The organism is Prochlorococcus marinus str. MIT 9201 (assembly GCF_000759955.1).
GTDB classification, from domain to species: Bacteria; Cyanobacteriota; Cyanobacteriia; order PCC-6307; family Cyanobiaceae; genus Prochlorococcus_A; species Prochlorococcus_A marinus_G.
This window is the reverse complement of sequence record NZ_JNAL01000010.1, coordinates 137011-157961: the sequence shown is the minus strand read 5'-3', so window position 1 is coordinate 157961 and position 20951 is coordinate 137011. Positions and strand designations below refer to the sequence as shown.

At 32.2% G+C, this 20951-nt stretch carries 23 protein-coding genes; 9 read left to right on the top strand and 14 right to left on the bottom strand.

The window, feature by feature from the left end:
* Positions 1 to 5 precede the first annotated feature (5 nt).
* Together EU95_RS04685 and EU95_RS04690 are read left to right on the top strand one after the other, a co-directional pair.
* Entirely contained in the window at positions 6 to 584 is a 579-nt protein-coding gene (locus EU95_RS04685; RefSeq protein ID WP_032522087.1) for a nicotinate-nucleotide adenylyltransferase, read from the top strand.
* Positions 581 to 2278 (top strand): NAD+ synthase, encoded by a 1698-nt coding sequence (locus EU95_RS04690; RefSeq protein ID WP_032522086.1) that lies wholly within the window; start codon positions 581 to 583, stop codon positions 2276 to 2278. The genes EU95_RS04685 and EU95_RS04690 overlap by 4 nt, the downstream gene beginning before the upstream one ends.
* Positions 2279 to 2281: 3 nt before the next feature.
* Here the strand turns inward: EU95_RS04690 and EU95_RS04695 are convergent, their stop codons facing one another.
* The 11 genes from EU95_RS04695 to EU95_RS04745 all read right to left on the bottom strand — a co-directional run bounded on the left by EU95_RS04695 (position 2282) and on the right by EU95_RS04745 (position 9628).
* Positions 2282 to 3334: a DUF3326 domain-containing protein gene (locus EU95_RS04695; RefSeq protein ID WP_032522085.1), complete on the bottom strand. Its 1053-nt coding sequence runs from the start codon at positions 3332 to 3334 to the stop codon at positions 2282 to 2284.
* A 27-nt stretch (positions 3335 to 3361) separates the two neighbouring features.
* Positions 3362 to 3553: a hypothetical protein gene (locus EU95_RS04700; RefSeq protein WP_032522084.1), complete on the bottom strand. Its 192-nt coding sequence runs from the start codon at positions 3551 to 3553 to the stop codon at positions 3362 to 3364.
* Positions 3550 to 3876: a 2Fe-2S iron-sulfur cluster-binding protein gene (locus tag EU95_RS04705; protein ID WP_032522083.1), complete on the bottom strand. Its 327-nt coding sequence runs from the start codon at positions 3874 to 3876 to the stop codon at positions 3550 to 3552. The genes EU95_RS04700 and EU95_RS04705 overlap by 4 nt, the downstream gene beginning before the upstream one ends.
* Positions 3877 to 3892: 16 nt before the next feature.
* The gene (locus tag EU95_RS04710; RefSeq protein WP_032522082.1) at positions 3893 to 4843 is read right to left on the bottom strand and encodes a F0F1 ATP synthase subunit gamma; all 951 of its coding nucleotides are present in this window, start codon (positions 4841 to 4843) and stop codon (positions 3893 to 3895) included.
* A 19-nt stretch (positions 4844 to 4862) separates the two neighbouring features.
* On the bottom strand, positions 4863 to 6380 hold the full coding sequence (gene atpA / locus EU95_RS04715) for a F0F1 ATP synthase subunit alpha (protein ID WP_032522081.1): 1518 nt from the start codon (positions 6378 to 6380) through the stop codon (positions 4863 to 4865).
* A gap of 30 nt (positions 6381 to 6410) precedes the next feature.
* Complete coding sequence (gene atpH, locus EU95_RS04720) at positions 6411 to 6953, bottom strand: ATP synthase F1 subunit delta (protein ID WP_032522080.1); 543 nt, start codon at positions 6951 to 6953, stop codon at positions 6411 to 6413.
* Positions 6953 to 7465 (bottom strand): F0F1 ATP synthase subunit B, encoded by a 513-nt coding sequence (locus EU95_RS04725; protein WP_032522079.1) that lies wholly within the window; start codon positions 7463 to 7465, stop codon positions 6953 to 6955. The genes atpH and EU95_RS04725 overlap by 1 nt, the downstream gene beginning before the upstream one ends.
* Positions 7462 to 7923, bottom strand: a complete 462-nt coding sequence (locus EU95_RS04730; protein WP_011819069.1) for a F0F1 ATP synthase subunit B' — start codon at positions 7921 to 7923, stop codon at positions 7462 to 7464. Before EU95_RS04730 ends, EU95_RS04725 begins: the two co-directional genes overlap by 4 nt.
* Positions 7924 to 7992: 69 nt before the next feature.
* Positions 7993 to 8238 carry an ATP synthase F0 subunit C gene (gene atpE, locus EU95_RS04735; RefSeq protein ID WP_002805169.1) on the bottom strand — a complete coding sequence of 82 codons (246 nt, stop codon included), beginning with the start codon at positions 8236 to 8238 and terminating at the stop codon, positions 7993 to 7995.
* A 164-nt stretch (positions 8239 to 8402) separates the two neighbouring features.
* Positions 8403 to 9128, bottom strand: coding sequence for a F0F1 ATP synthase subunit A (gene atpB / locus EU95_RS04740; protein ID WP_011863567.1), 726 nt, complete (start codon positions 9126 to 9128; stop codon positions 8403 to 8405).
* A 23-nt stretch (positions 9129 to 9151) separates the two neighbouring features.
* Positions 9152 to 9628: an ATP synthase gene (locus EU95_RS04745; protein ID WP_032522077.1), complete on the bottom strand. Its 477-nt coding sequence runs from the start codon at positions 9626 to 9628 to the stop codon at positions 9152 to 9154.
* 268 nt (positions 9629 to 9896) lie between these two features.
* Here EU95_RS04745 and EU95_RS04750 point away from each other — a divergent pair, with 268 nt between their 5' ends.
* The 3 genes from EU95_RS04750 to EU95_RS04760 all read left to right on the top strand — a co-directional run bounded on the left by EU95_RS04750 (position 9897) and on the right by EU95_RS04760 (position 13158).
* Entirely contained in the window at positions 9897 to 11132 is a 1236-nt protein-coding gene (locus EU95_RS04750; RefSeq protein ID WP_032522128.1) for an FtsW/RodA/SpoVE family cell cycle protein, read from the top strand.
* Between the two features lie 82 nt (positions 11133 to 11214).
* A complete protein-coding gene (locus tag EU95_RS04755) occupies positions 11215 to 11871 on the top strand; it encodes a cytochrome c biogenesis CcdA family protein (RefSeq protein ID WP_032522076.1) in 657 nt (218 codons plus the stop codon).
* Positions 11872 to 13158, top strand: a complete 1287-nt coding sequence (locus tag EU95_RS04760; protein WP_032522075.1) for a cytochrome c biogenesis protein ResB — start codon at positions 11872 to 11874, stop codon at positions 13156 to 13158. It begins immediately after the preceding gene.
* Here the strand turns inward: EU95_RS04760 and queF are convergent.
* Complete coding sequence (gene queF / locus EU95_RS04765; RefSeq protein WP_032522074.1) at positions 13155 to 13565, bottom strand: preQ(1) synthase; 411 nt, start codon at positions 13563 to 13565, stop codon at positions 13155 to 13157. The two genes, EU95_RS04760 and queF, sit on opposite strands and share 4 nt — an antisense overlap.
* Positions 13566 to 13742: 177 nt before the next feature.
* Here queF and EU95_RS04770 point away from each other — a divergent pair, with 177 nt between their 5' ends.
* Both EU95_RS04770 and EU95_RS04775 read left to right on the top strand, forming a co-directional pair.
* Positions 13743 to 13988, top strand: a complete 246-nt coding sequence (locus EU95_RS04770) for a hypothetical protein (RefSeq protein WP_032522073.1) — start codon at positions 13743 to 13745, stop codon at positions 13986 to 13988.
* Between the two features lie 24 nt (positions 13989 to 14012).
* Complete coding sequence (locus EU95_RS04775) at positions 14013 to 14351, top strand: P-II family nitrogen regulator (RefSeq protein ID WP_032522072.1); 339 nt, start codon at positions 14013 to 14015, stop codon at positions 14349 to 14351.
* A 1-nt stretch (position 14352) separates the two neighbouring features.
* On the opposite strand, the gene EU95_RS04780 is transcribed toward EU95_RS04775, so the two are convergent.
* Positions 14353 to 15165 carry a TlyA family RNA methyltransferase gene (locus tag EU95_RS04780; protein ID WP_032522071.1) on the bottom strand — a complete coding sequence of 271 codons (813 nt, stop codon included), beginning with the start codon at positions 15163 to 15165 and terminating at the stop codon, positions 14353 to 14355.
* 282 nt (positions 15166 to 15447) lie between these two features.
* Between EU95_RS04780 and purB the strand changes: the two genes are divergently transcribed.
* Entirely contained in the window at positions 15448 to 16743 is a 1296-nt protein-coding gene (gene purB / locus EU95_RS04785; RefSeq protein WP_032522069.1) for an adenylosuccinate lyase, read from the top strand.
* A gap of 48 nt (positions 16744 to 16791) precedes the next feature.
* Positions 16792 to 18177, top strand: coding sequence for a class II fumarate hydratase (locus EU95_RS04790; RefSeq protein ID WP_032522068.1), 1386 nt, complete (start codon positions 16792 to 16794; stop codon positions 18175 to 18177).
* A gap of 9 nt (positions 18178 to 18186) precedes the next feature.
* On the opposite strand, the gene EU95_RS04795 is transcribed toward EU95_RS04790, so the two are convergent.
* The gene (locus EU95_RS04795) at positions 18187 to 20913 is read right to left on the bottom strand and encodes a DEAD/DEAH box helicase (protein WP_032522067.1); all 2727 of its coding nucleotides are present in this window, start codon (positions 20911 to 20913) and stop codon (positions 18187 to 18189) included.
* Positions 20914 to 20951: the final 38 nt, after the last annotated feature.

Below are 20951 nucleotides of genomic sequence, written 5' to 3'. Positions count from 1 at the left end.
CTTAAATGGGAAAAAGCATTGCATTATTTGGTACCAGTGCAGATCCACCTACCATTGGACATAAAAAAATACTTGAAGAATTATCCAAAATATATGCTTTAACAATAGGTTATGTTAGTGATAACCCCAACAAAAATCACAAAGAGGATATCTCAATTCGTAGCCATTTATTAAAAACTCTTATTGAAGATTTAGATAATCCTAGAATTTTATTTAATCAAAGTGTTAGTAGCCAATGGGCAGTGGAATCAATTAAAAAATGTAAAAGAATTTATGAATTAAATAATTTAGATTTTGTTATTGGGAGCGATTTAATTAAAGATATTTTCTACTGGAAAGATTTTGATAAAATTACAGATGAGGTTAGATTTTTAGTAATTTTAAGAGAGGGATATCCTGTTGAATCAAATACTCTTAAAATGTTAGAAACTTATAAAGTGAAATTTAAGATTTCAACCATAAAAATCCCAAATATTTCAAGTTCTAAGCTCAGGTCAAATTTTAATTATTCTAATTTACCAACTTCATTAATAGATATTGTTAAAAAGAATAATTTATATGAATCCACTAAATTAGTTGAATGAAGTTTTTACTTGCTCAAATTAATCCAGTTGTTGGTGATTTAGAGGGTAATGCAAAAAAAATACTTTGTACTGCTTCGAAAGCTAGTTCAATTTCAGCTGATTTAGTTCTTACTCCAGAATTATCACTATGGGGATATCCAGCAAACGACCTACTTCTAAAAAAGAATTTAATAAAAAATCAATATCAAATTCTTGACCAATTAGCATTAGATATTAATAAAAAATATGGAAACTTGAGTATCACAGTAGGGATAGCTGAGATAATAAATGATTCTTTTTTCCCAAATCTTTATAATTCTATTGCAATGCTTGAGCGCGGTGAATGGAAAATAATTGCTCGTAAAATTATTCTTCCCACCTATGAAGTATTTGATGAGAAAAGATACTTTAGATCAGAAGAGAAAGTTTCAGTATTAACAAAAGAAATTAATAATAAAAATTGGCGACTTGGCTTTACTATTTGTGAGGATTTATGGGTCAACAAAAATATAGAAGGTAGAGGAATTCATAAAAAGAATCCTATTTTTGATTTAAAGAAAAAAAAAGTTGATATCTTGGTGAACTTATCGGCTTCACCATATACCTTCAAAAAATTAGAGCTAAGATCCAAAGTGTCCAGTTTTGCTGCTCAATACCTTCAAGTACCGCTGATATATGTAAACCAGATTGGAGCAAATGATAATTTAATTTTTGATGGAAATAGTTTTATTCTTGATAAGAATGGATCTAAAATTAAGCAATTAAAATCGTTTTCAGAAGACCTCTCATGTTGGGACATTGAGCAAACAAAACCTCAAAAAAATAAATTTGAAAAGTCTGAGATGTCATTAATTTTTGATGCATTAGTACTTGGTGTAAAGGATTATGCACAGAAATGCGGTTTTAAAACAGCTTTAATTGGACTTAGTGGAGGCATTGATTCAGCACTAGTTTCAGCAATTGCGACAGCTGCTCTTGGCAGTAATAATGTTTATTGCGTATCAATGCCCTCCAAGTGGAGTTCATCTCATTCAAAGAGTGATGCGAAAGATTTAGCGAGAAGATTAAAAATAAATTTCAATAGCATCCCAATTGAAAATTTGATGAACTCTTTTGAAGAATCTTTTAAAAATACCATATCTTTCGAGATGGCTGAAATAACGAATCAAAATATTCAATCAAGAATCAGAGGAACGCTTCTGATGGCTTTAGCAAATCAAGAAAAGCATTTATTACTTTCAACAGGAAATAAATCAGAGCTAGCTGTAGGATATTGCACACTTTACGGAGATATGAATGGGGGATTATCAGTAATTGGGGATTTATATAAAACTAATGTTTTTAAATTATGCAATTGGCTTGATAGTGAAGATTCAATTAATCATAGAAAATCATATTTGTTAGATACTTATGTAGAAATAATTGGAGAAAATATACGTACGAAAGCTCCAAGTGCCGAATTAGGTCCTGATCAATTAGATACTGATTCTCTCCCACCTTATTCTATTTTAGATAATATTCTTAAAGGAATTATTGAAGAGAAAAAAGATTTACAACAACTAGAAGAAGATGGTTATAAAAAAGATTTAATTTTAAAAATTATCTCACTCATAAAAAAAGCGGAATTTAAAAGAAAGCAGGCTCCTCCAATCCTAAAACTAAGCAGTCAATCATTAGGAAGTGACTGGAGAGTTCCAATAGCAATATCTTATTAATCACTATAAGGAACACCGTTGTATTTTTTTTAATGGCCGTTTAACTGAATCAAGGTTGATACCTTTTTTGATAGCAAGAATTATGCCTGCAGCTTCTAAATAATTATCCACTTCAAAAAGATTGGGATAATCATAAAACTCATTTGTCACTTTTAATTTATTTTGATTTTGTACAGAGATAATATTTAAACCTTTTTCAATCCCTGCCAGTACTGCTTCTCCACCCAGTGCCCCATTAGGCACAACAATAGATTCAATCTGATCAGGGTGTAGTGAGATTGATTCATTTTTAGCAGGCAATTCAACAAGGTCAGGTGCATTGCTTAACCCAATCAATACTGATGGTAAAAAGGTGTATCCTATTTCTTCTGCAGCTGCCCGAGGATCTAAGTTTTCATTTAATTCAATTTGATTTAAAGCAGGTGCGTGAGCACAGGGAACTTTTAAAAATTTGCTTATTAAATGACTTATAACTGCTTCGACTCCAGAAATAGGATCAACCCCTTTCCCCTCTCGATAGATATTTGTTTCTAAAGAATCTGAATCATCTGGAAATTTTGCCACAATTGCTATTGCTGTAACTCCTTTTTCTATTAAGCATTTTCCAGCATCAATTAGAGTATCAGGATTTTCAATTGTCCCGCCACTAATTTTTGAGGAATCAGAATCAATAACTATGTTTAATGGCTTTTTTGTAATCACATAAGAATGAACATTAATCCCTAAAGTAGAAACACATGCATCAGCAACTTGTAAATGTCTTACCAATATATCTTTTTCAATAGCTGAATCAAATATTATCCCAATTTTCTGTTGCTTTACATTTTTTAAAGCGATTTCTCCTTTAGCAAGTCGGTCTAAACTATAACCCTCAACATAAAAAATATTTTTATCTTTTTCAGAGAGAGCACCGCCATTCATAACATTTGGATGAGTAATTAAACATCCACTTGCCGATGCTAATAATTTAGCAGTAGGAAGTGCATCCCCAGCAAAACCTCCTACTTCACAACCAATACCAGTTGGAATAATAAATATTGTTGGTGAATTTTCCATTATTTAAAATGTTTCAATTTATATTTTTTAATTAGCAAAGACAGCTTTAATTTTAAGTTTTTTTGTTCCAAAAGAGTCAATAGAATTTTGAATATCAACAATTGACCAACGAATTAAATCACCCTTTTTTTCTAATTTTGCAATGATAAATTCCCTTAAATTTTTTAATTTTATTGCAACTGGCCAATCTAAATAATAATCAACTGAACTTAATTTCATTTTTGATATTTACCAAATTGATCATTATATAAATCATCTTCGACTTCTTTACCAATAAGAATATTCAAATCTGACTTGGGATATGCCACACACAAAAGTGCAAAGCCCTTTTCCCTCAAATCATCATTTAATCCCATAGCATCTTCTTGATCTACAGATCCTTCCAATATCATTGATGCACAATCTGTACAAACTCCTGAACAACAACTACTTGGTAAATCTACTCCATCCATTTTTGCCGCTGAAAAAATATCTTGATCTTCAGAACATAAAAAACTAAAAGTCTTTTGCTCAAATTCAACTTTGATATTGTATTCCGACATATCCTAAATCTTATTGCTAAACTGCTGAACCTCCTACAACTTCTAATATTTCTTGAGTAATAGCCGCTTGTCTTGCTTTGTTATAGGTTAGATTCAAAGTACTTGCTAATTCTTTAGCGTTATCACTCGCATTATTCATAGCAGTCATCCTGCAAGCGAGTTCTGAAGCTGCTGACTCTTGAAGAGCTCTTAGTACCTGATTCTGTAAATATAATGGTAATAACGAATCTAGTAGTTGATCAGGACTTTGTTCAAAAACAATATCTGATGGCAATTTATCTGAATCACTTTTTTGAATATTTGATTTTTCAACAAGCAACTTACTATCTTTTGTAGTCAATCTAAAAATTTCGTCGTTTTCCTCAGCAATTCCCTGAGGATCAAGTGGCAAAAGTGTTTGAACGACAGGGGCGCAACTAACTAGAGTGATGAATTTTGTGTAAATAATTTCCACCCTATCAGAATTTTCTGAAAGAAATTCAGCTAAAATTTCATTTGTAACTCCCTCAGAGTCCTTTACTGTAGGTACCTGTTCTAGTTCTTTGAAAGTACTTTTAATTACATATCTATCCTTTCTGTTTTGGAAATATCCGATAGCTTTCTTCCCTACCAAAATTAAATTTGGCTGATACCCTTGTTTGACTAATTCTGCGTATCTTATTTCTACCTTTTTTATTATATTTGTGTTGTAACCACCGCATAAACCTCTATCCGCAGTTATGCAAACCAAGGAGATGCTCTTTACTTCTCTTTTGGACAATAGAGGAGAGTCGACAGCTTCAAATTGTACTCTAGATTGAATATTTTCTAAGACCCGTGCAAGTTTATCTGCAAAAGGTCTACTCTTAAGAACTTGATCTTGAGCTCTCCTAACTTTTGCAGCTGCCACAAGTCTCATGGCCTCCGTTATTTTTCTTGTATTTTTAACGGAAACGATTCGATCTCTAATCTCTTTAAGATTTGCCATGGTATCTCCTTAAATAAATTTAAACTGTGGCAAGCATTGAGGATTTAACTTCATTTATCACCTCTTTTAGTGTCGTTTCTAATCCATCATTTAATTTCTTCTCTTTAAGAATCTCTTCTATAAATTCTGCCTTATTTAACTTTAGGTATTCCCTAAGTTCAGTTGCAAATTTAGTAACATCTTCAACTGGAACCTCATCAATAAGACCTTTAACTCCTGCATAAACAACTGCAACTTGTTCTGCAAGGTTTAGCGGAGAAAATTGAGGTTGCTTTAATAACTCTCTTAGTCTTTTACCTCTTTCAAGTTGTTGCTGAGTTGCCTCATCAAGATCAGATGCAAATTGAGAAAAAGCAGCTAGTTCATCAAACTGCGCAAGTTCTAATTTTAAAGTTCCTGCAATTTTTTTAATTGCTTTTGTCTGAGCGGCTCCTCCAACACGGCTAACAGAAATACCAACATTAATAGCTGGTCTTAATCCTGAGTTAAATAAATCTGCACTCAAGAATATTTGTCCATCAGTAATTGAAATAACATTAGTTGGGATGTAAGCCGAAACATCCCCTGCCTGAGTTTCAATGATTGGGAGAGCTGTCATAGAGCCCCCTCCCATGGCATCGGAGAGTTTTGCAGCTCTTTCTAGTAATCTACTGTGTAAATAGAACACGTCTCCGGGATAAGCCTCTCTTCCTGGTGGTCTTTTTAAAAGAAGAGACATTTGTCTATAAGCCTGAGCTTGTTTTGTTAGATCATCATAAATAACAAGTGTTGCTTTACCCTGATACATAAAATGTTCAGCAATTGCTGCACCGGTATAAGGTGCTAAGTACTGTAAAGCAGCTGGTTCTGAAGCTCCTGCACTTACTACGACTGTATAATCTAGGGCTCCTCTCTCTCGTAAGACCTCTACAATATTTGCTACTGATGCTGACTTCTGACCAATAGCTACGTAAACGCAAACTACGTCTTGACCTTTTTGATTTATTATTGTGTCAATTGCAATCGCAGATTTTCCAGTTTGTCTATCACCAATAATTAATTCTCTTTGACCTCTTCCAACAGGAATCATTGCATCAATAGATGTGATACCTGTTTGCATTGGTTCATGAACTGATCTTCTCTTAATTATTCCAGGGGCCATTTCTTCTATCAATCTAGTATCACTTGTTGGAATTTCTCCTTTCCCATCTATTGGTTGTCCGAGAGGGTTAACAACTCTCCCCTGCATTGCTTCACCAACTGGAACAGACGCGATTTTACCTGTGGACTTAACATTACTTCCTTCTTGGACACCAAGTGCCTCTCCCATTAAAACGGCTCCAACATTATCATCTTCAAGATTTAAAGCTATACCTTCGGTACCATCCTCAAATTCTAATAACTCACCTGCCATGACCTGATCTAAGCCATATATTCTTGCAATGCCATCACCGATTTGCAGAACAGTTCCTACATTGCTTACACTTACAGATTGGTCGTAATCAGTTATTTGTTGTTTTAAGATTGAACTGATTTCATCAGGGCGTATAGATACCATGGATTTAAGAATTTAAGGTTGATTTAAAAGTTACTTGGAAAGGGATAAGCCAAGTTTTCTTATTTGTGAAGCAAGGGAAGCATCAATTACTTTTGATCCTACACTGGCGACGAAACCACCAATAAGAGATGGGTCGATTTTAGTTACAAGTTCTAATTTTTCTGTTCCAGCAATTTTGATGATCTTTTTGGTAATTAAACCTTTCTGTTCATCAGTAAGCTCGACTGCAGAAGTAACAGTTGCCAAAGCAATATTACTATTTTCTCGGTAAATCTCTAAAAACCTATCAAGAATTGAAGTAATAATTCCAATTCTTTGCCTATCGGCTAATAATTTTAAGAAATTCAGTAGAGAAGAATTAACCTTATTTGAAAAAATTTCAATAATGATTTTCTTCTTAGCATCTGTCTCTAAAATGGGAGATGATAGTGCCTTCTCTAATTCAGGGGAATCATTTATTAATTCCAAGAGTTGTTTAACCTCAGAAACCATCTCTTCAGTTTGCGAATTTTCATTCACAACTTGAAGTAATGCCTCTGCATATGGTGTAGTAACTGAATTCAAAAGTGGCATTAGTTCACCTCAATATTGTTAATTGATTGAGTTACCAAATTTTCTTGTGTTGTTTTATCAAGTCGATTTGGGAGAGAATCTAAAGCTTTTTTAATAGCCTGTTCAACAGCTTCTTTTCGAAGTTGAGAAATTGCTCTGGATGCTTCAGAGCTCTCATCAGAGATTGCACTTTGTTTAATACGCGCCATCTCCTCTATCGCTTTTTTTTCACTTTCCATTCTGATTGATTCAGATCTTTTAAGGGAATCTACTTTTATTTGCGAAGCTTTTTCTTCTGCTGAAGATAAATCTTTCTTCGCCTTTTCTAAAGCCTGGGTTGCATTTAGGAGCCGATCTTCAGCATCTTTTAATTCAAGAAGGATTCCTTCTCTCCTTTTTTGAAGCATTTTACCTAGGAAACCAGGCAAAAATTTATAAAGACCGAAAACAACTACAGCCCAATTTAGGATATTAGTTTCGAATAAATTAAAGTTCAATCCAAAACCTTCTGTAGCTAAAAGAGTTAAATTCATTTTTCTAGAATCAATCTATTAACAATAAGTTCGCTTAGATCATCAGCCTGTTTAGAAAGTTGATCACGAGCAGCAGAAGTCTGACTTTCAATTTCTAGTCTTGCTTTTTCTTTTGAAGCATTTGCTTCATTGTTAGCAAGTTCTAGTGCTTCTTTATAAAGCTTGTCAGACTCATTCTCAGCTTCGCTCACAATTCTTTGAGCTTCTGTACGAGCACTTTGAAGCTGAGTTAATAAATCAGCTTCTAATTTTTTAACCTCAGAAAGTTTATTTTTGGCCTCAATAATATTATTACTTACGAATTTTTCTCTTTTTTCTACAACATTGCCAACAGGCTTAAAAAAGAGAGAATTTAATATGTAAGTAAGCGCGACTACTTGTATCGCCATTAGTGGCAAAGTGGCATTTATATCAAATAATCCACCCTCTGTAGCACCAAAAAAATTAAAGGCCAACATATGATTCAGTTGAAGTTAAAAAAATAAATTTAAATATTGCTAATAAGGAATTAGAAGCAATATCAACTTTTAGGAAAAAGGATTCGCAAAAAGTAGAACCAAAGCCACAACTAATCCGTAAATTGTTAATGACTCCATGAAAGCGAAAGATAAAAGAAGAGTTCCTCTGATTTTACCTTCAGCTTCTGGTTGACGGGCAATACCCTCAACAGCACCTTGAGCTGCGTTACCTTGTCCAAGACCTGGGCCAATAGCACCTAGACCAACTGCTAAACCAGCAGCTACAACTGATGCAGCGGAAGTAATCGAATCCATAATTTTGAAATAAAGAGCTTAATACTTGTGATAATCTTTGTTGTCATACACGCTTGGACATCCTTTCTTTTAAGAATGGGTCTGATATTTTCAGACCTACGCGATTAGATATTTTGCCAGATTACAGACCTTTTGTAAAAGCGTCTGAATGTATTAGAAGACAGCTAATGATGTTCTTCAACAGCTTCTCCAATGTAGTAGGCCGCTAAAGTTGCGAAAATCAATGCCTGAATTGCACTAGTAAATAATCCTAGGAACATAACTGGTATTGGGAGAATTAGCGGAACTAAGAAAACTAAAACACCCACAACAAGTTCATCAGCCAAAATATTTCCAAATAGCCTGAAAGAGAGTGATAAAGGTTTCGTAAAGTCCTCTAGAATTTTGAAAGGAAGCATAATCGGAGTTGGGTGAACATAGTATTCGAAGTATCTCCAACCCTTATTGCTTAAACCTGCATAGAAATAAGAGAGTGAAACCAATAAAGCTAAAGCTATAGTTGTATTGATATCTGCAGTAGGTGCTCCTAATTCTCCACTTGGTAACTTAATCAATCTCCAAGGAATTAAAGCTCCTCCCCAATTACTAACAAAAACGAATAAAAATAAAGTACCTATAAATGGCATCCAATCTCTATAAACTTTCTCACCTATTTGCGTCCTAGCAAGATCTCTTATGTAATCCCAGAGAAACTCAAGCAAGTTTTGAAGACCTTTAGGATCATTTTCCATTTTTTTAGTTCCTAAAGAAATAAAAACTAATAAAGCTCCTAATAAAATCCAAGATGTTAAAAATACCTGCCCATGAAGTCTGATATTTCCAATTTGCCAATAAAGATGTTGACCAACTTCTAATGCTGCAAAATTTGTTAGCAAGGAATTAAAAAACATTTGTTTTGAATAAAAAAATTTACTTAAGAACGTGAAAAATAGAGAATGAGTGAAGGCTTATAAATGAAAAAACCTATCATTGCAGGAAAAATATCCAAATATCCTAGCTTGCTTGCAAAAATAAAGAGGCAAACTGGAACTAATAGTTGCAATTTTGATACACCTGATGATTCTTTACCAAGTTTTCCTATACTTTTGGCAAGCAAACGTAGGTAAAAAATTCCGGCAATTGCACCTATAAAAATACTTAAACCAAAAGTGAATCCTAGAAAAATTCCTGTTATTGATGCTAATAAAATAGAAACAATAAAAGTAATTCCAAAAATTGTTAATTGCAATTTTGTGTATTCATCATTTTGAGAAAGCAAATTAACTATTTGATTTGCAATACCAGATTTACTTTCTTTGATGATCTTATTATGCAAGGATTGAGGTAATTGAACATTCTCATAAGGAGGATGCTCAAGTTTTTTTCTATTTGAGTCCACTGATGTGAACATAGTTTAGAAATCCTCTCTGAATGGTTTGAAATAAGTATATAAACTCACGGAATCTATCACGGGGAGGGGACTTTTTGCTAGTTTTTTTGTATAAAAAATTAATTCTTAAGATTTATTATGAATCTATAGACCAATTTTTACTTCATTTTTCAAGAATAAAATTCATGAAAAATCATCTTTTTAATTGCTTTAAGACTTTAAAACGTTAATAAAAGACTTGGCAAAATCTCAATTAAACGTCTCAATAGTACATATTCATCTAAAAAAATTGGAGATAAGTCAAGAAAAAATAAAATATAAAAGAATTTCTAAAAGAAAAAAAAACCATATTCCTTGTAAAAAAAATAATGAAAGCAACCTTATAGAATCAATTATTCCTTTGCCTTGGACAATATGGCCTTATGAGGCAAAAATCCTTATTATCCTCGTTGGAATTTGGTCAATATTAGGAATATGCATTCTAGGATCGTCAAGTTGGTGGGTAGCCAGTAGAGAAATGGGAAATTGGGCTTATTTTTTAAAAAAACAGATTATTTGGACAATTCCAGGCATTGGTCTATTTGTTTTCGTTCTTAATACGAACATTAGAAATCTTTTAAAGTTTTCAAAAATTATTTTTTATATTTTATTTTTTTTGATTTTTCTAACCAATATTACTGGAATTACGGTAAATGGCTCTTCAAGATGGCTAGTACTAGGGAATTTAAATCTGCAACCATCTGAATTAATAAAACCTTTTCTGATTCTCGAAGCTTCTAACCTTTTTGCTCATTGGAATCTGATAAAAAATGATAAAAAATTAATTTCAATATTCTCCTTTGGTTTATTAATTTTATTAATACTAAAGCAACCTAATTTAAGTACTGCATCATTAACTGGAATTCTTTTTTGGGTAATGGGTTTATGTGGAGGCATAAAACTCAGCTCTCTTTCTTCATTTGCATCATTAGGATTCATCACTGGTTGTATTAGTATTCTAAATAACGAATATCAAAAACTTAGAGTTAGTTCATTTATTAATCCTTGGAGAGATCAACAGGAAAGTGGATTTCAATTGGTTCAAAGTTTATTAGCTATAGGTTCAGGTGGTCTATTTGGCCAAGGTTTTGGACTTTCTATACAAAAATTGCAGTACTTACCATTTATGTATACAGATTTTATTTTTGCCATTTTTGCGGAAGAATTTGGTTTGTTGGGGTGTACTTTATTCTTAGGATTTTTAGCGGTTTTCTCTTATATAAGTCTAAGAATTAGTCTTAAGTGCAGGAACAACTATACAAAATTAGTTGCTATAGGATGTGGTGTATTGTTGACAGGTCAATCAATAATGCATATTGCTGTAGCAACAGGTTCAATGCCCACTACAGGCTTGCCACTACCCTTCGTTAGTTATGGCGGTAATTCATTAATCGCCTCCTTTTTTATTGCAGGGATGTTACTGAGATGTTCATTAGAATCAACAGGATTCATAGGAATTATTGGTACACGAAAATCACTTAATTAGTTAGAATTTAATTGATTTAAATTAAGCTATCGAATCATTTAACCTAGTTATTTCAGAATTATCTCAAAAGGGTAATCTGCTAATGCAGAATGGTCTTAATAGTCCTGGTCCATTTACTATATTTTTAGTTTTCAGCGCAGGGCTTTTAACAAGTCTTGGGCCATGCTCATTATCATTACTTCCAATCACAATTGCTTATATAGGAGGAACAGAGAAGAATAGATTTAAACTTATTAGTTTTTCAGGAGGAGTCGTTTTTTCTCTTGTTGCGCTTGGGGCTGCAAGTGGATTCTTAGGCAAAATATACGGGCAAATTCCATCTTATTACACTTCATTTGTTGCCCTTATAGCAATAATAATGGGTTTAAATTTATTAGGAATTCTAAAGTTGCAGTTTCCGAACGGACCTGATCTAAAAATAATTGAAGATAAAATACCATTACCTCTAGCACCTTTTGCGATAGGAACTACTTTTGGTTTAGCATCTTCACCTTGCATTACTCCAGTTTTGGCTACTCTCCTTGCTTGGGTATCGCAAGCTAAAAATCCAACAATCTCTGTTATTTTTTTATTCTTCTTTGGTGTAGGCCAAGTAACTCCATTAATTGTTGCAGGAGCTACTGCAGAAAACTTAAAAAAATTTTTAGAGCTTAGAAAATATAGTCAAATAATACCCACCTTAAGTGGGATATTTTTAGTTTCCCTAGGGTTATTAAATTTATTTTCAAATTGGATTTAAATGAGTATTCTTAAGAGTTTGATTTTAAAAATATCAAGTTTAAGATTTGCCATAGCACTGATAATCTTTATAGCTTTTACAAGTGGCATAGGTACTTTTATACCTCAAGGTAGTAATAGTAAATACTACATTGATAATTTTGATAGTACTCCCATTTATGGATTTTTAGATGGAGAAACAATCTTAAAACTTCAATTGGATCATGTATATACAAGCTTTTGGTTTTTATTTACATTAATTCTTCTTTGCATTTCCCTCGCAGCTTGTAGTTTCAGGAGGCAAATCCCTTCATTAAAAGCTTCATTAAAATGGATTGAATACAAGAGTGAACAAAAATTTAGCAGACTGCAATTAACTTCAAGTCACTCAATCAATCAAGATGCAGACCAAATATCAAAAGTAGACTTATTACTTAAAAAAAGAGGATGGAAAACATATAAATTTAAAAGTCATATTTCTGCAAGAAAAGGTTTAATTGGGAAAATTGGTCCTTTAGTTGTACATATCGGATTAATAGTCTTACTTATAGGTTCAGCTTATGGAAGTTTTACAAGTCAATCAAAAGAACAATACTTACTGCCTGGAGAAAGTTTGGATCTTGTTAATGAGAGCACAAACTCAAAAGCCAATGTTAAATTAGTCGATTTTTCTATAGAACGAGAAAGTGATGGTATACCCAAACAATTTATTTCAAATTTAAATTTTTCTTCTAAAGATCTAAATTTAAATGAAATAAAAACCGCCAAAGTTAATCACCCAATTAGGTTTAAAGGATTAACTATTTATCAAGCTGATTGGGCCATATCAAATGTTGTTTTAGAAATAGATAATATCCTTTATCAATTACAATTAAAGGAGATTCCCGAAATCGGCAATCAAGTTTGGGGAGTTCTAGTTGAATTAGGATCAGAGACTAAAAAAAATTTCCTTTTAACAATAGATAATGAAAATGGCCCACTCAAAATTTCCAATACAGAAAATTTTTCTGGGAATAATCTCTATATCAATGACAATCCTTTAGAAGTTAACTCTTCAAAAGTTTCTCTGAAAAAAATAATCCCCAGCAGTGGATTAATAATTAAAAATGATCCGTCTATACCATTTATTTACTTTGCTTTTATTTTAATAATTTTTGGTACGATAGTAAGTCTTATACCAACTAACCAATTATGGATTCTTGTAAATAAAGAATCACAAAAATTATCCATTGGGGGTCTTAGCAATAAAAATCTAGTTGGGTTTAAAAAAGAATTTTTAAAATTATCAAAAGAAATAAAAAATTTTTAATTTTTTTTCTTTCCACTAAAAATATCTAACTGCATAGAAACATTTCCTCTTGGATTGAACGCAGCATTTAAATGTATCCAGTGAGGTGAGCCCTCATTCACTAAATCATCCATAATTCTGTTAACAACTTCCTCATGTGATATTTTTATATCTCTAAAATTATTAATATAAAGTTTTAAAGATTTCAACTCATAGACTTTCAAATTAGGTTGATAAATAATATTTAGCTTTGCAAAATCTGGATAACCAGAAAAGGGGCACTTACATGTAAATTCAGGTAACTGTATAGAAATTTCATAAATTCTTTCCTTATTTGGATTTTCGAAACAAATTATTTTTGATTCTTCAATAATTCTCTCACCATAAAGTGGTCTTTGAGTCGAATCATCTAATTTAGCTGTACTCATTTTTAGTAGAACTTATTTACTAAACCTATATAAAAAGATCAAAATCTGCAAAAATCACAACAAGCTTAAGTATTACAATTGAATAAGACAAAAGCTGTTAAATCTTATTTTTGTAGCAATAGTAACATTAATAATGTCGGTCAAAAGGGTTATATGTGTTTAGTTCAATAAAAAATAATGGACATTTGTTTGATAACTATCGATAAAAACTCAAATAAATCCCTTCAACCAAAAACTGCAGTTGGAATGTTATGGCTTCAAACGCACTTCGAAAATAATCAGTGGGAAGCATTATCAAATAGCACAGTAATCATTTCTGAAGAAAACTCTAAATTACTGATTGAGGACGCCACTAATGCAGGCCTTAATATTAAATGTTTTTCTGATATTTCAATGTTGGATGTTTTCCCAAAAAACAATTAAAATAATAATATTCAATCTTTAATCATGAAGAAAATTGAGGCAATCATACGTCCATTTAAATTAGAGGATGTAAAAATTGCATTAGTAAACTCTGGTATTGTTGGAATGACAGTTAGTGAAGTCAGAGGGTTTGGAAGGCAAAAAGGACAAGTTGAAAGATATAGAGGATCCGAATTTACTGTTGAATTCCTTCAAAAACTCAAAGTTGAAGTTGTCGTAGAAGATGAAAAAGTTAATTCAGTGATAGGTGCAATTGCTGAAGCAGCAAAAACTGGAGAAATAGGTGACGGAAAAATATTCATCACATCAATTGATTCTGTTGTAAGAATTCGAACTGGCGAAAAAGACGAAGAGGCTCTTTAATTCAAAGAGTTTCATTTACTAAATTTTGTATATATTCACAATTAATACTTTTATTTGCTTGACTTCCTAAGGTCATCCAAGCTAGATATTCATGGTTCCCAGCAGGACCAACTAATGGGGAAGCTATCAAATTTTTTATATTCCATTGGAAATTCTTAGCAGCATAGATAACAGACTCTATCGCCTCAGTATGGAATTTGGGATTGCGAACAACACCACCTTTACTGACTTTATCTTTACCCACCTCAAATTGGGGTTTAATTAAAAAAATTCCCTCAATACAATTACCTTCTAATAAATTACCAATAGATTTAAAAACCAACTTTAATGAAATAAAAGACAAATCAGCAACAACAAAACTCGGTAATTCATTACTTCTAGATAAAAGATCTTTAGGTTTTAAATTTCGAATATTAGTTCGTTCAAAAAGTATGACTTTTGGGTTATTTCTAATCTTCCATGCAGTCTGTCCATAACCTACATCTATCCCATAAACTAACTTTGCTCCTTGTTGCAATAAGCAATCAGTGAATCCCCCAGTAGAGATTCCTGCGTCAATACATATTTTATCTTTTACTTTAATTTCAAGTTTTTTAAATGCCTCCAATAATTTTTCGCCGCCCCTTGATACAAACATAGGTCCCGAATCGATAAAAAATTCCGAACCAATTAATACTTGTTGTCCAGGCTTATCTAATACTTTTCCATTAATATCTCTAACCTTGCCCGCAAGAATTAAACCTTGGGCTTTTTGACGAGTTTCACATAAACCTTTATTTAGAAGATAAAGGTCTAATCTACTTTTTTTAATCATCTATTAATCAATAAAAAAGACTGAATAATGAACTTCTACAAGATTAAGATCCAAATTATTTAATACCTTCCAATTTTAAATTAGAACTAAAAAATTACCCATTATTAACAAGAAGAATAAATGCAAACTTTTTTTATATTCAAGCTTTCTTTATTAGCTATAAAAATGTTACATAAGAAAATAATAAAAAGGCAAATATGTTCAATGGCAAGTACATCTTTAAGGTATAGGGCAATAATTCGATTTTGGTTATAAAGTTTAAATTGATAATTAATAAAAATTGTGATCGAACGTTACACATTACCCGAAATGGGGAAAATCTGGACTGAAAGCGCAAAATTCCAAAGTTGGCTTAAGGTTGAAATAGCTGCATGTGAAGCAAATTTTTCCCTCGGGAAAATTCCTGAGAATGCCATGAAAGAGATACGTTCAAATGCAAAGTTTGATGAATCTAGAATTACAGAAATTGAGAAGGAAGTTAAACATGATGTCATAGCATTTCTTACAAGCGTTAATGAATTTGTAGGAGATTCTGGAAGATATATACATGTTGGCATGACCAGTAGTGATGTACTTGATACTGGCTTATCTCTTCAGTTAAAAGATTCTTGCGAATTGTTATTAGAAGAAATTAAGAACCTAGAAAATGAAGTCAGATTATTAGCAAGGAAGCATAAAAATACATTAATGATTGGCAGATCTCATGCTATTCATGGGGAGCCAATTTCCTTCGGTTTTAAACTTGCTGGATGGTTAGCAGAAATAATAAGGAACAAAAAAAGATTGTTAACACTGAGAGAATCTGTAGCAATTGGACAAATAAGTGGTGCAATGGGAACTTACGCTAATACTAATCCCAAAGTAGAACAAATAACTTGTGATTTACTCGGCTTAAAACCAGATACAGCAAGTACGCAGGTTATATCAAGAGACAGACATGCAGAATATGTGCAAACTATTGCACTAGTTGGCGCTTCTCTAGACAGATTCGCAACTGAAATAAGAAATTTACAAAGAACTGATGTTTTAGAAGTTGAGGAGGGCTTTACAAAAGGGCAAAAAGGAAGTTCTGCCATGCCTCATAAAAGAAATCCCATTCGAAGTGAAAGAGTAAGTGGTTTAGCAAGAATTTTGAGGAGTCACGTCTTAACTGCACTGGAAAATGTTCCGCTTTGGCACGAAAGAGATATCAGCCATAGTTCAAATGAACGTATCATGTTACCTGACGTATCAATCTGTTTGCATTTTATGCTCAGGGAAATGAAAGATATAGTGAGCAATTTGGAAGTTTATCCAAAAAATATGCTCAGAAATTTAAATATATATGGTGGTGTAATCTTTAGTCAGAAAGTTTTACTTTTGCTTGTAGAAAAGGGCTTGTCTAGAGAAAAGGCTTATAGCTTAGTACAAAAAAATGCGCATCAAGCCTGGAACACTCAGAATGGGAATTTCAAACAAAATATAGAGAGAGATAATGAAATAATGGATTTTATTGATCAAAGTGACTTAGAAGAATGTTTCAATCCTTCAATTCATCTCAAGAATTTAAGTGTAATATGGGAGAAGTTAGGTATCTAGGATTACTGAAAACCTTATCTAGGTTAAACCAGTGTTTTCAGAGGAATAATGACAAAAAACTTTAGGATTGAAAAAGATAGTATGGGGACAATAGAGGTTCCCATCAAAGCTTTGTGGGGTGCTCAAACACAAAGATCGATAATAAATTTTTCTATTGGAGAAGAATTAATTCCAATTGAGTTAATTTATTCACTCACCTTAATAAAAAAAGCTGCTTCAATTGCAAATTTCAATTTAGGTTTAATAGAAAAAAGAAAAAAAGATTTAATTGTGGAGGCTTGTACAGAGATACTTGATGGGCTTCATGATTCACAGTTTCCCTTGAAGGTTTGGCAAACAGGTAGTGGTACACAAACAAATATGAATGTTAATGAGGTAATTTCAAATATTGCAGCATTAAAAACAAATTCAGAGCTTGGTAGCCATCAACCAATTCATCCGAATGATGATGTTAATAAATCTCAGTCAACTAATGATACTTTTCCTGCTGCTATTCAAATATCTGTTGTTAATGAAATAATCAAAAATTTTGTTCCAACAATAAGAGAACTTACAAAGATCCTTGATAAAAAAAGTGAAGAATGTAAAGACCTTATAAAGATAGGAAGAACCCATTTTCAAGATGCAGTGCCCCTTACTTTTGGGCAAGAAATAGCAGGGTGGTCAGAGCAAATTAAAGATGCTGAAAATGCAATTATTATTAGTCTAAATGAGTTGTATTTCTTACCTCTTGGAGGAACTGCTGTTGGTACAGGGATTAATTGTCCAAGAGGATTTTGTGAAGAGTCTATAAAATCAATTTCTGCTGATACTAATCTAATGTTCTATAAATCAAAAAATAATTTTTCTATCATGGCTTCGCATGATCGTCTCGCTCAAGTAATGAGTCAGATAAAAATATTAGCAGGTGCATTATTTAAAATTTCAAATGATATAAAAATTCTATCTTCTGGTCCAAGATCAGGAATATATGAATTAATTATCCCTCAAAATGAACCTGGAAGTTCTATCATGCCGGGTAAAGTGAATCCGACTCAATGCGAAGCATTATCAATGGTTTGCACTCAGATAATGGGTCTTGAATATGCAGTTTCAATGGCAAATTCTAGCGGCACTTTACAGATGAATGAATATAAGCCTCTTATTGGATTTAATATTCTTACAAGTTTAAAATTACTTAAAAATGCAATAGAAAACTTCAGAATAAAATTAGTTGATGGGATGAAACCTAATCAAAAGAAAATGAAGTCAAATTTAGAAAATTCACTAATGTTAGTTACAGCCATAGTGCCAAAAATTGGTTATGAAAAAGCAGCTGAAATTGCAAACCTTGCTTTCAAAGAATCATTAAATTTGAGAGAGGCAACACTTAAATTAGGTTATTTAAACGAAGATGAATTTGATAAAGCAATGAATATTAATTCAATGATTTGATCAAAACATTTAAGAATTATTGTCAATTCTTTTTGTTGCAGGATTAATATCTTCAGAAACTTTTATAAAATCATTAGTCTCAGAAACAGGAAAACGATTAATAGCTTTTAAGGCTAGCTTTGCTTTGCTTTTTAATTTATTACTAACACCAATACAGTATTGCACTTGAGAAAGTACATCAATTGATCTTCTAATAATCCTCACTACATCACCTTCATCTAATGAAGTATTAAAGACCAAATCTTTCCATTTTTTTCCCCTTGCCCATTCAGAAATAATTCCAGTCAACTCTGTTTCTAAATAGATAGGAATTTCAATATTAAACTTATTTTGTTGAGAAACGACTAATTTTCTTAAACCATCTAATTCATTAAAAACATCTAATACCTTTAAAGAAGGCTTGAAATTACACCAAATATTTGGCCTCCTTACATCAGCGCATATAGCTTGAATAATTGCAGCTAAATCAGGAGGATCTAAATCATCCAAATAACCACTTACTAAAACAAGACCAATCCATAATTCATTTTCACTTCTTATTGCACCAACTGTTTGTCCAACTTCTGTCAATTCCAAATCATTTAAACAACCAAAGTGGTTCAAAATTTTAATCAAATCGGTAAAAGTTCTCCAGTTATGATTTTCTTTATCCTCAAGAATTTTTTTTCTCACATTTATTTCTTGCTCAACATCAAAAATTCTTTTTCTATATTTCTTTAATTTCCTAGAGTCCCCAAATCTATGTGCGGGGTGATTAGTGACTGTTTCTTCTAAATTATTAATTTGTTGCTGTTGTGCCAAAACTTCCTTTGTCAGATCATATTGTGGAGTTTGTAAATCATTTTTTTTAGAAACTTCTAGAATTTCATCTGCAAAGCACTGCGATATATCATCTCCCCTAACAACCTCCCCAGAAAAATACATCTTTGGCACTTCAATTCCTAAAACATCAATTGTATCCAAATCATTAAAAATACTTACTATGAATGAGGGTTTTATAAGAATAAATAAATTATCAATTGTCAAACATAATAAACTCTTAATTTTTTGGGATTCATATATTTTCTTACAAATTAATCCTGGCATAATTTTTCTTTTAATTTGAGGAGCTTTTATTGAAATCAAGCTTCCATCTCTAATATATGGGAGTGCATTAGTGATCTCTTCTGATAATTTTTCTGCAGCTTGTTTTTCTAAAATTTTAAAGAGTCTTCTCTCTTCTTTAAGACGATTTTTTAACTTTTCATAGGCATCAAAATCTTTCCATGAAACGTTAGCTGTAATTTTTTTTAATTCAATTAAATCCTTATCTAAATTTTCAAGAATTACATTCTCACCTGAGGATTCACCTAAATATAAAAAACTACCAAAACTTCTTTTAATTAATTCTTTAGACTTCTCTAAAGTATAACTTTGCAAAAGATTAAGTACCATTCCATAGCTAGGTGTGAATTGACTCTCTAAAGAATTTGGTTTACTAATAGCCAGTGCACTTGCTTCTTTGGCACCTTCAAATCTTGTTTGTAATGTAACAACATATCCTTGGGTGTCTTTTCCTCTTCTTCCAGCTCTTCCTGACATTTGCAAAAATTCACTGCTAAATAGTAATCTATGCCCATCATCTGTCCTTTTTGATAAAGAAGAAATAACAGTGGTTCTTGCGGGCATATTAATTCCTGCAGCTAAAGTTTCAGTTGCAAAAACTACTTTTATCAAACCTTGCTGAAATAATTCCTCAACCAATTCTTTCCATGCAGGCAATAATCCAGCATGATGAGATGCGATACCGCGTTTTAATGCCTCGTATTGAGATTTATCTTTAATTGCCTCTTGATTATTTTTAAGATAAACATCTAATTTTTGGGCTATCATATTTGCTTCTGAATAACTAACTAAAGTTAAATCTTTTATATTCTCAATAGCCTTGTCACAGCCTCTTCTACTAAAAATAAAGTAAATAGCTGGTAACATATTTCGTTCAGCTAGTTTCGAGATAACAAAGCAAATTGAAGGAGACTTTGGTTGTATTATCCTTCCCACTTTTCCTCTCTTTTTCTGCCCTTTAGGTGCTCTCCAAATCTTACAGTTTGGATGAATTCCATTACCCTTATTATTTAAAAGTGGATGGAACCCTTTAACACTACAAAAAATAAAATCAAGTGGGACTGGTCTCTTGTCACTATTAATTAGTATTGTAGGTCCATGAACTTTTTCTATCCAATTTTGTAATTGATCTGCATTAGCTATTGTTGCTGATAAAGCTATTATTTGAGTTCTAGAAGGGCAATGGATTACTGTTTCCTCCCAAACTGTTCCTCTTTGGGGGTCATTCATGTAATGACATTCATCAAGAATTACAGATTCTAAATTTTCTAAGGGATCTTCAAATTCATCAAATTCGCCATAAAGCATGTTTCTAAAAATCTCAGTAGTCATTACTAAGATTGGCGCTTCTCTATTTATACTTATATCGCCAGTTAAAAGACCAACTTTATCCTCACCATATTGATTAGCAAAATCTCTAAACTTTTGGTTTGATAGGGCCTTTAAAGGTGTTGTATAAAAAACTCTGCTGTCATGAGATAAACCTCTATAAATAGCAAATTCACCTATCAATGTTTTACCCGAACCTGTTGGTGCCGTTAAAACAACAGAATTTCCGCTATTAATAGCTTGTATTGCCTCTAATTGAAAATCATCTAGCGGAAAGGGGAAATATTCCTCTAAACTAAGCAATAATTGTGATTGAAGAGATGATGAGTTAACTTCTTAAT

Coding starts and splice junctions, on each gene's coding strand:
- atpE (WP_002805169.1), bottom strand. CDS start 8,238: ATGGATTCGATTACTTCCGCTGCATCAGTTGTAGCTGCTGGTTTAGCA.
- EU95_RS04690 (WP_032522086.1), top strand. CDS start 581: ATGAAGTTTTTACTTGCTCAAATTAATCCAGTTGTTGGTGATTTAGAG.
- EU95_RS04790 (WP_032522068.1), top strand. CDS start 16,792: ATGACAAAAAACTTTAGGATTGAAAAAGATAGTATGGGGACAATAGAG.
- EU95_RS04710 (WP_032522082.1), bottom strand. CDS start 4,843: ATGGCAAATCTTAAAGAGATTAGAGATCGAATCGTTTCCGTTAAAAAT.
- EU95_RS04745 (WP_032522077.1), bottom strand. CDS start 9,628: ATGTTCACATCAGTGGACTCAAATAGAAAAAAACTTGAGCATCCTCCT.
- queF (WP_032522074.1), bottom strand. CDS start 13,565: ATGAGTACAGCTAAATTAGATGATTCGACTCAAAGACCACTTTATGGT.
- atpA (WP_032522081.1), bottom strand. CDS start 6,380: ATGGTATCTATACGCCCTGATGAAATCAGTTCAATCTTAAAACAACAA.
- EU95_RS04780 (WP_032522071.1), bottom strand. CDS start 15,165: ATGATTAAAAAAAGTAGATTAGACCTTTATCTTCTAAATAAAGGTTTA.
- EU95_RS04705 (WP_032522083.1), bottom strand. CDS start 3,876: ATGTCGGAATACAATATCAAAGTTGAATTTGAGCAAAAGACTTTTAGT.
- EU95_RS04695 (WP_032522085.1), bottom strand. CDS start 3,334: ATGGAAAATTCACCAACAATATTTATTATTCCAACTGGTATTGGTTGT.
- EU95_RS04775 (WP_032522072.1), top strand. CDS start 14,013: ATGAAGAAAATTGAGGCAATCATACGTCCATTTAAATTAGAGGATGTA.
- EU95_RS04755 (WP_032522076.1), top strand. CDS start 11,215: ATGCAGAATGGTCTTAATAGTCCTGGTCCATTTACTATATTTTTAGTT.
- EU95_RS04770 (WP_032522073.1), top strand. CDS start 13,743: ATGGACATTTGTTTGATAACTATCGATAAAAACTCAAATAAATCCCTT.
- EU95_RS04760 (WP_032522075.1), top strand. CDS start 11,872: ATGAGTATTCTTAAGAGTTTGATTTTAAAAATATCAAGTTTAAGATTT.
- EU95_RS04725 (WP_032522079.1), bottom strand. CDS start 7,465: ATGAATTTAACTCTTTTAGCTACAGAAGGTTTTGGATTGAACTTTAAT.
- atpH (WP_032522080.1), bottom strand. CDS start 6,953: ATGCCACTTTTGAATTCAGTTACTACACCATATGCAGAGGCATTACTT.
- atpB (WP_011863567.1), bottom strand. CDS start 9,128: ATGTTTTTTAATTCCTTGCTAACAAATTTTGCAGCATTAGAAGTTGGT.
- EU95_RS04730 (WP_011819069.1), bottom strand. CDS start 7,923: ATGTTGGCCTTTAATTTTTTTGGTGCTACAGAGGGTGGATTATTTGAT.
- EU95_RS04685 (WP_032522087.1), top strand. CDS start 6: ATGGGAAAAAGCATTGCATTATTTGGTACCAGTGCAGATCCACCTACC.
- EU95_RS04700 (WP_032522084.1), bottom strand. CDS start 3,553: ATGAAATTAAGTTCAGTTGATTATTATTTAGATTGGCCAGTTGCAATA.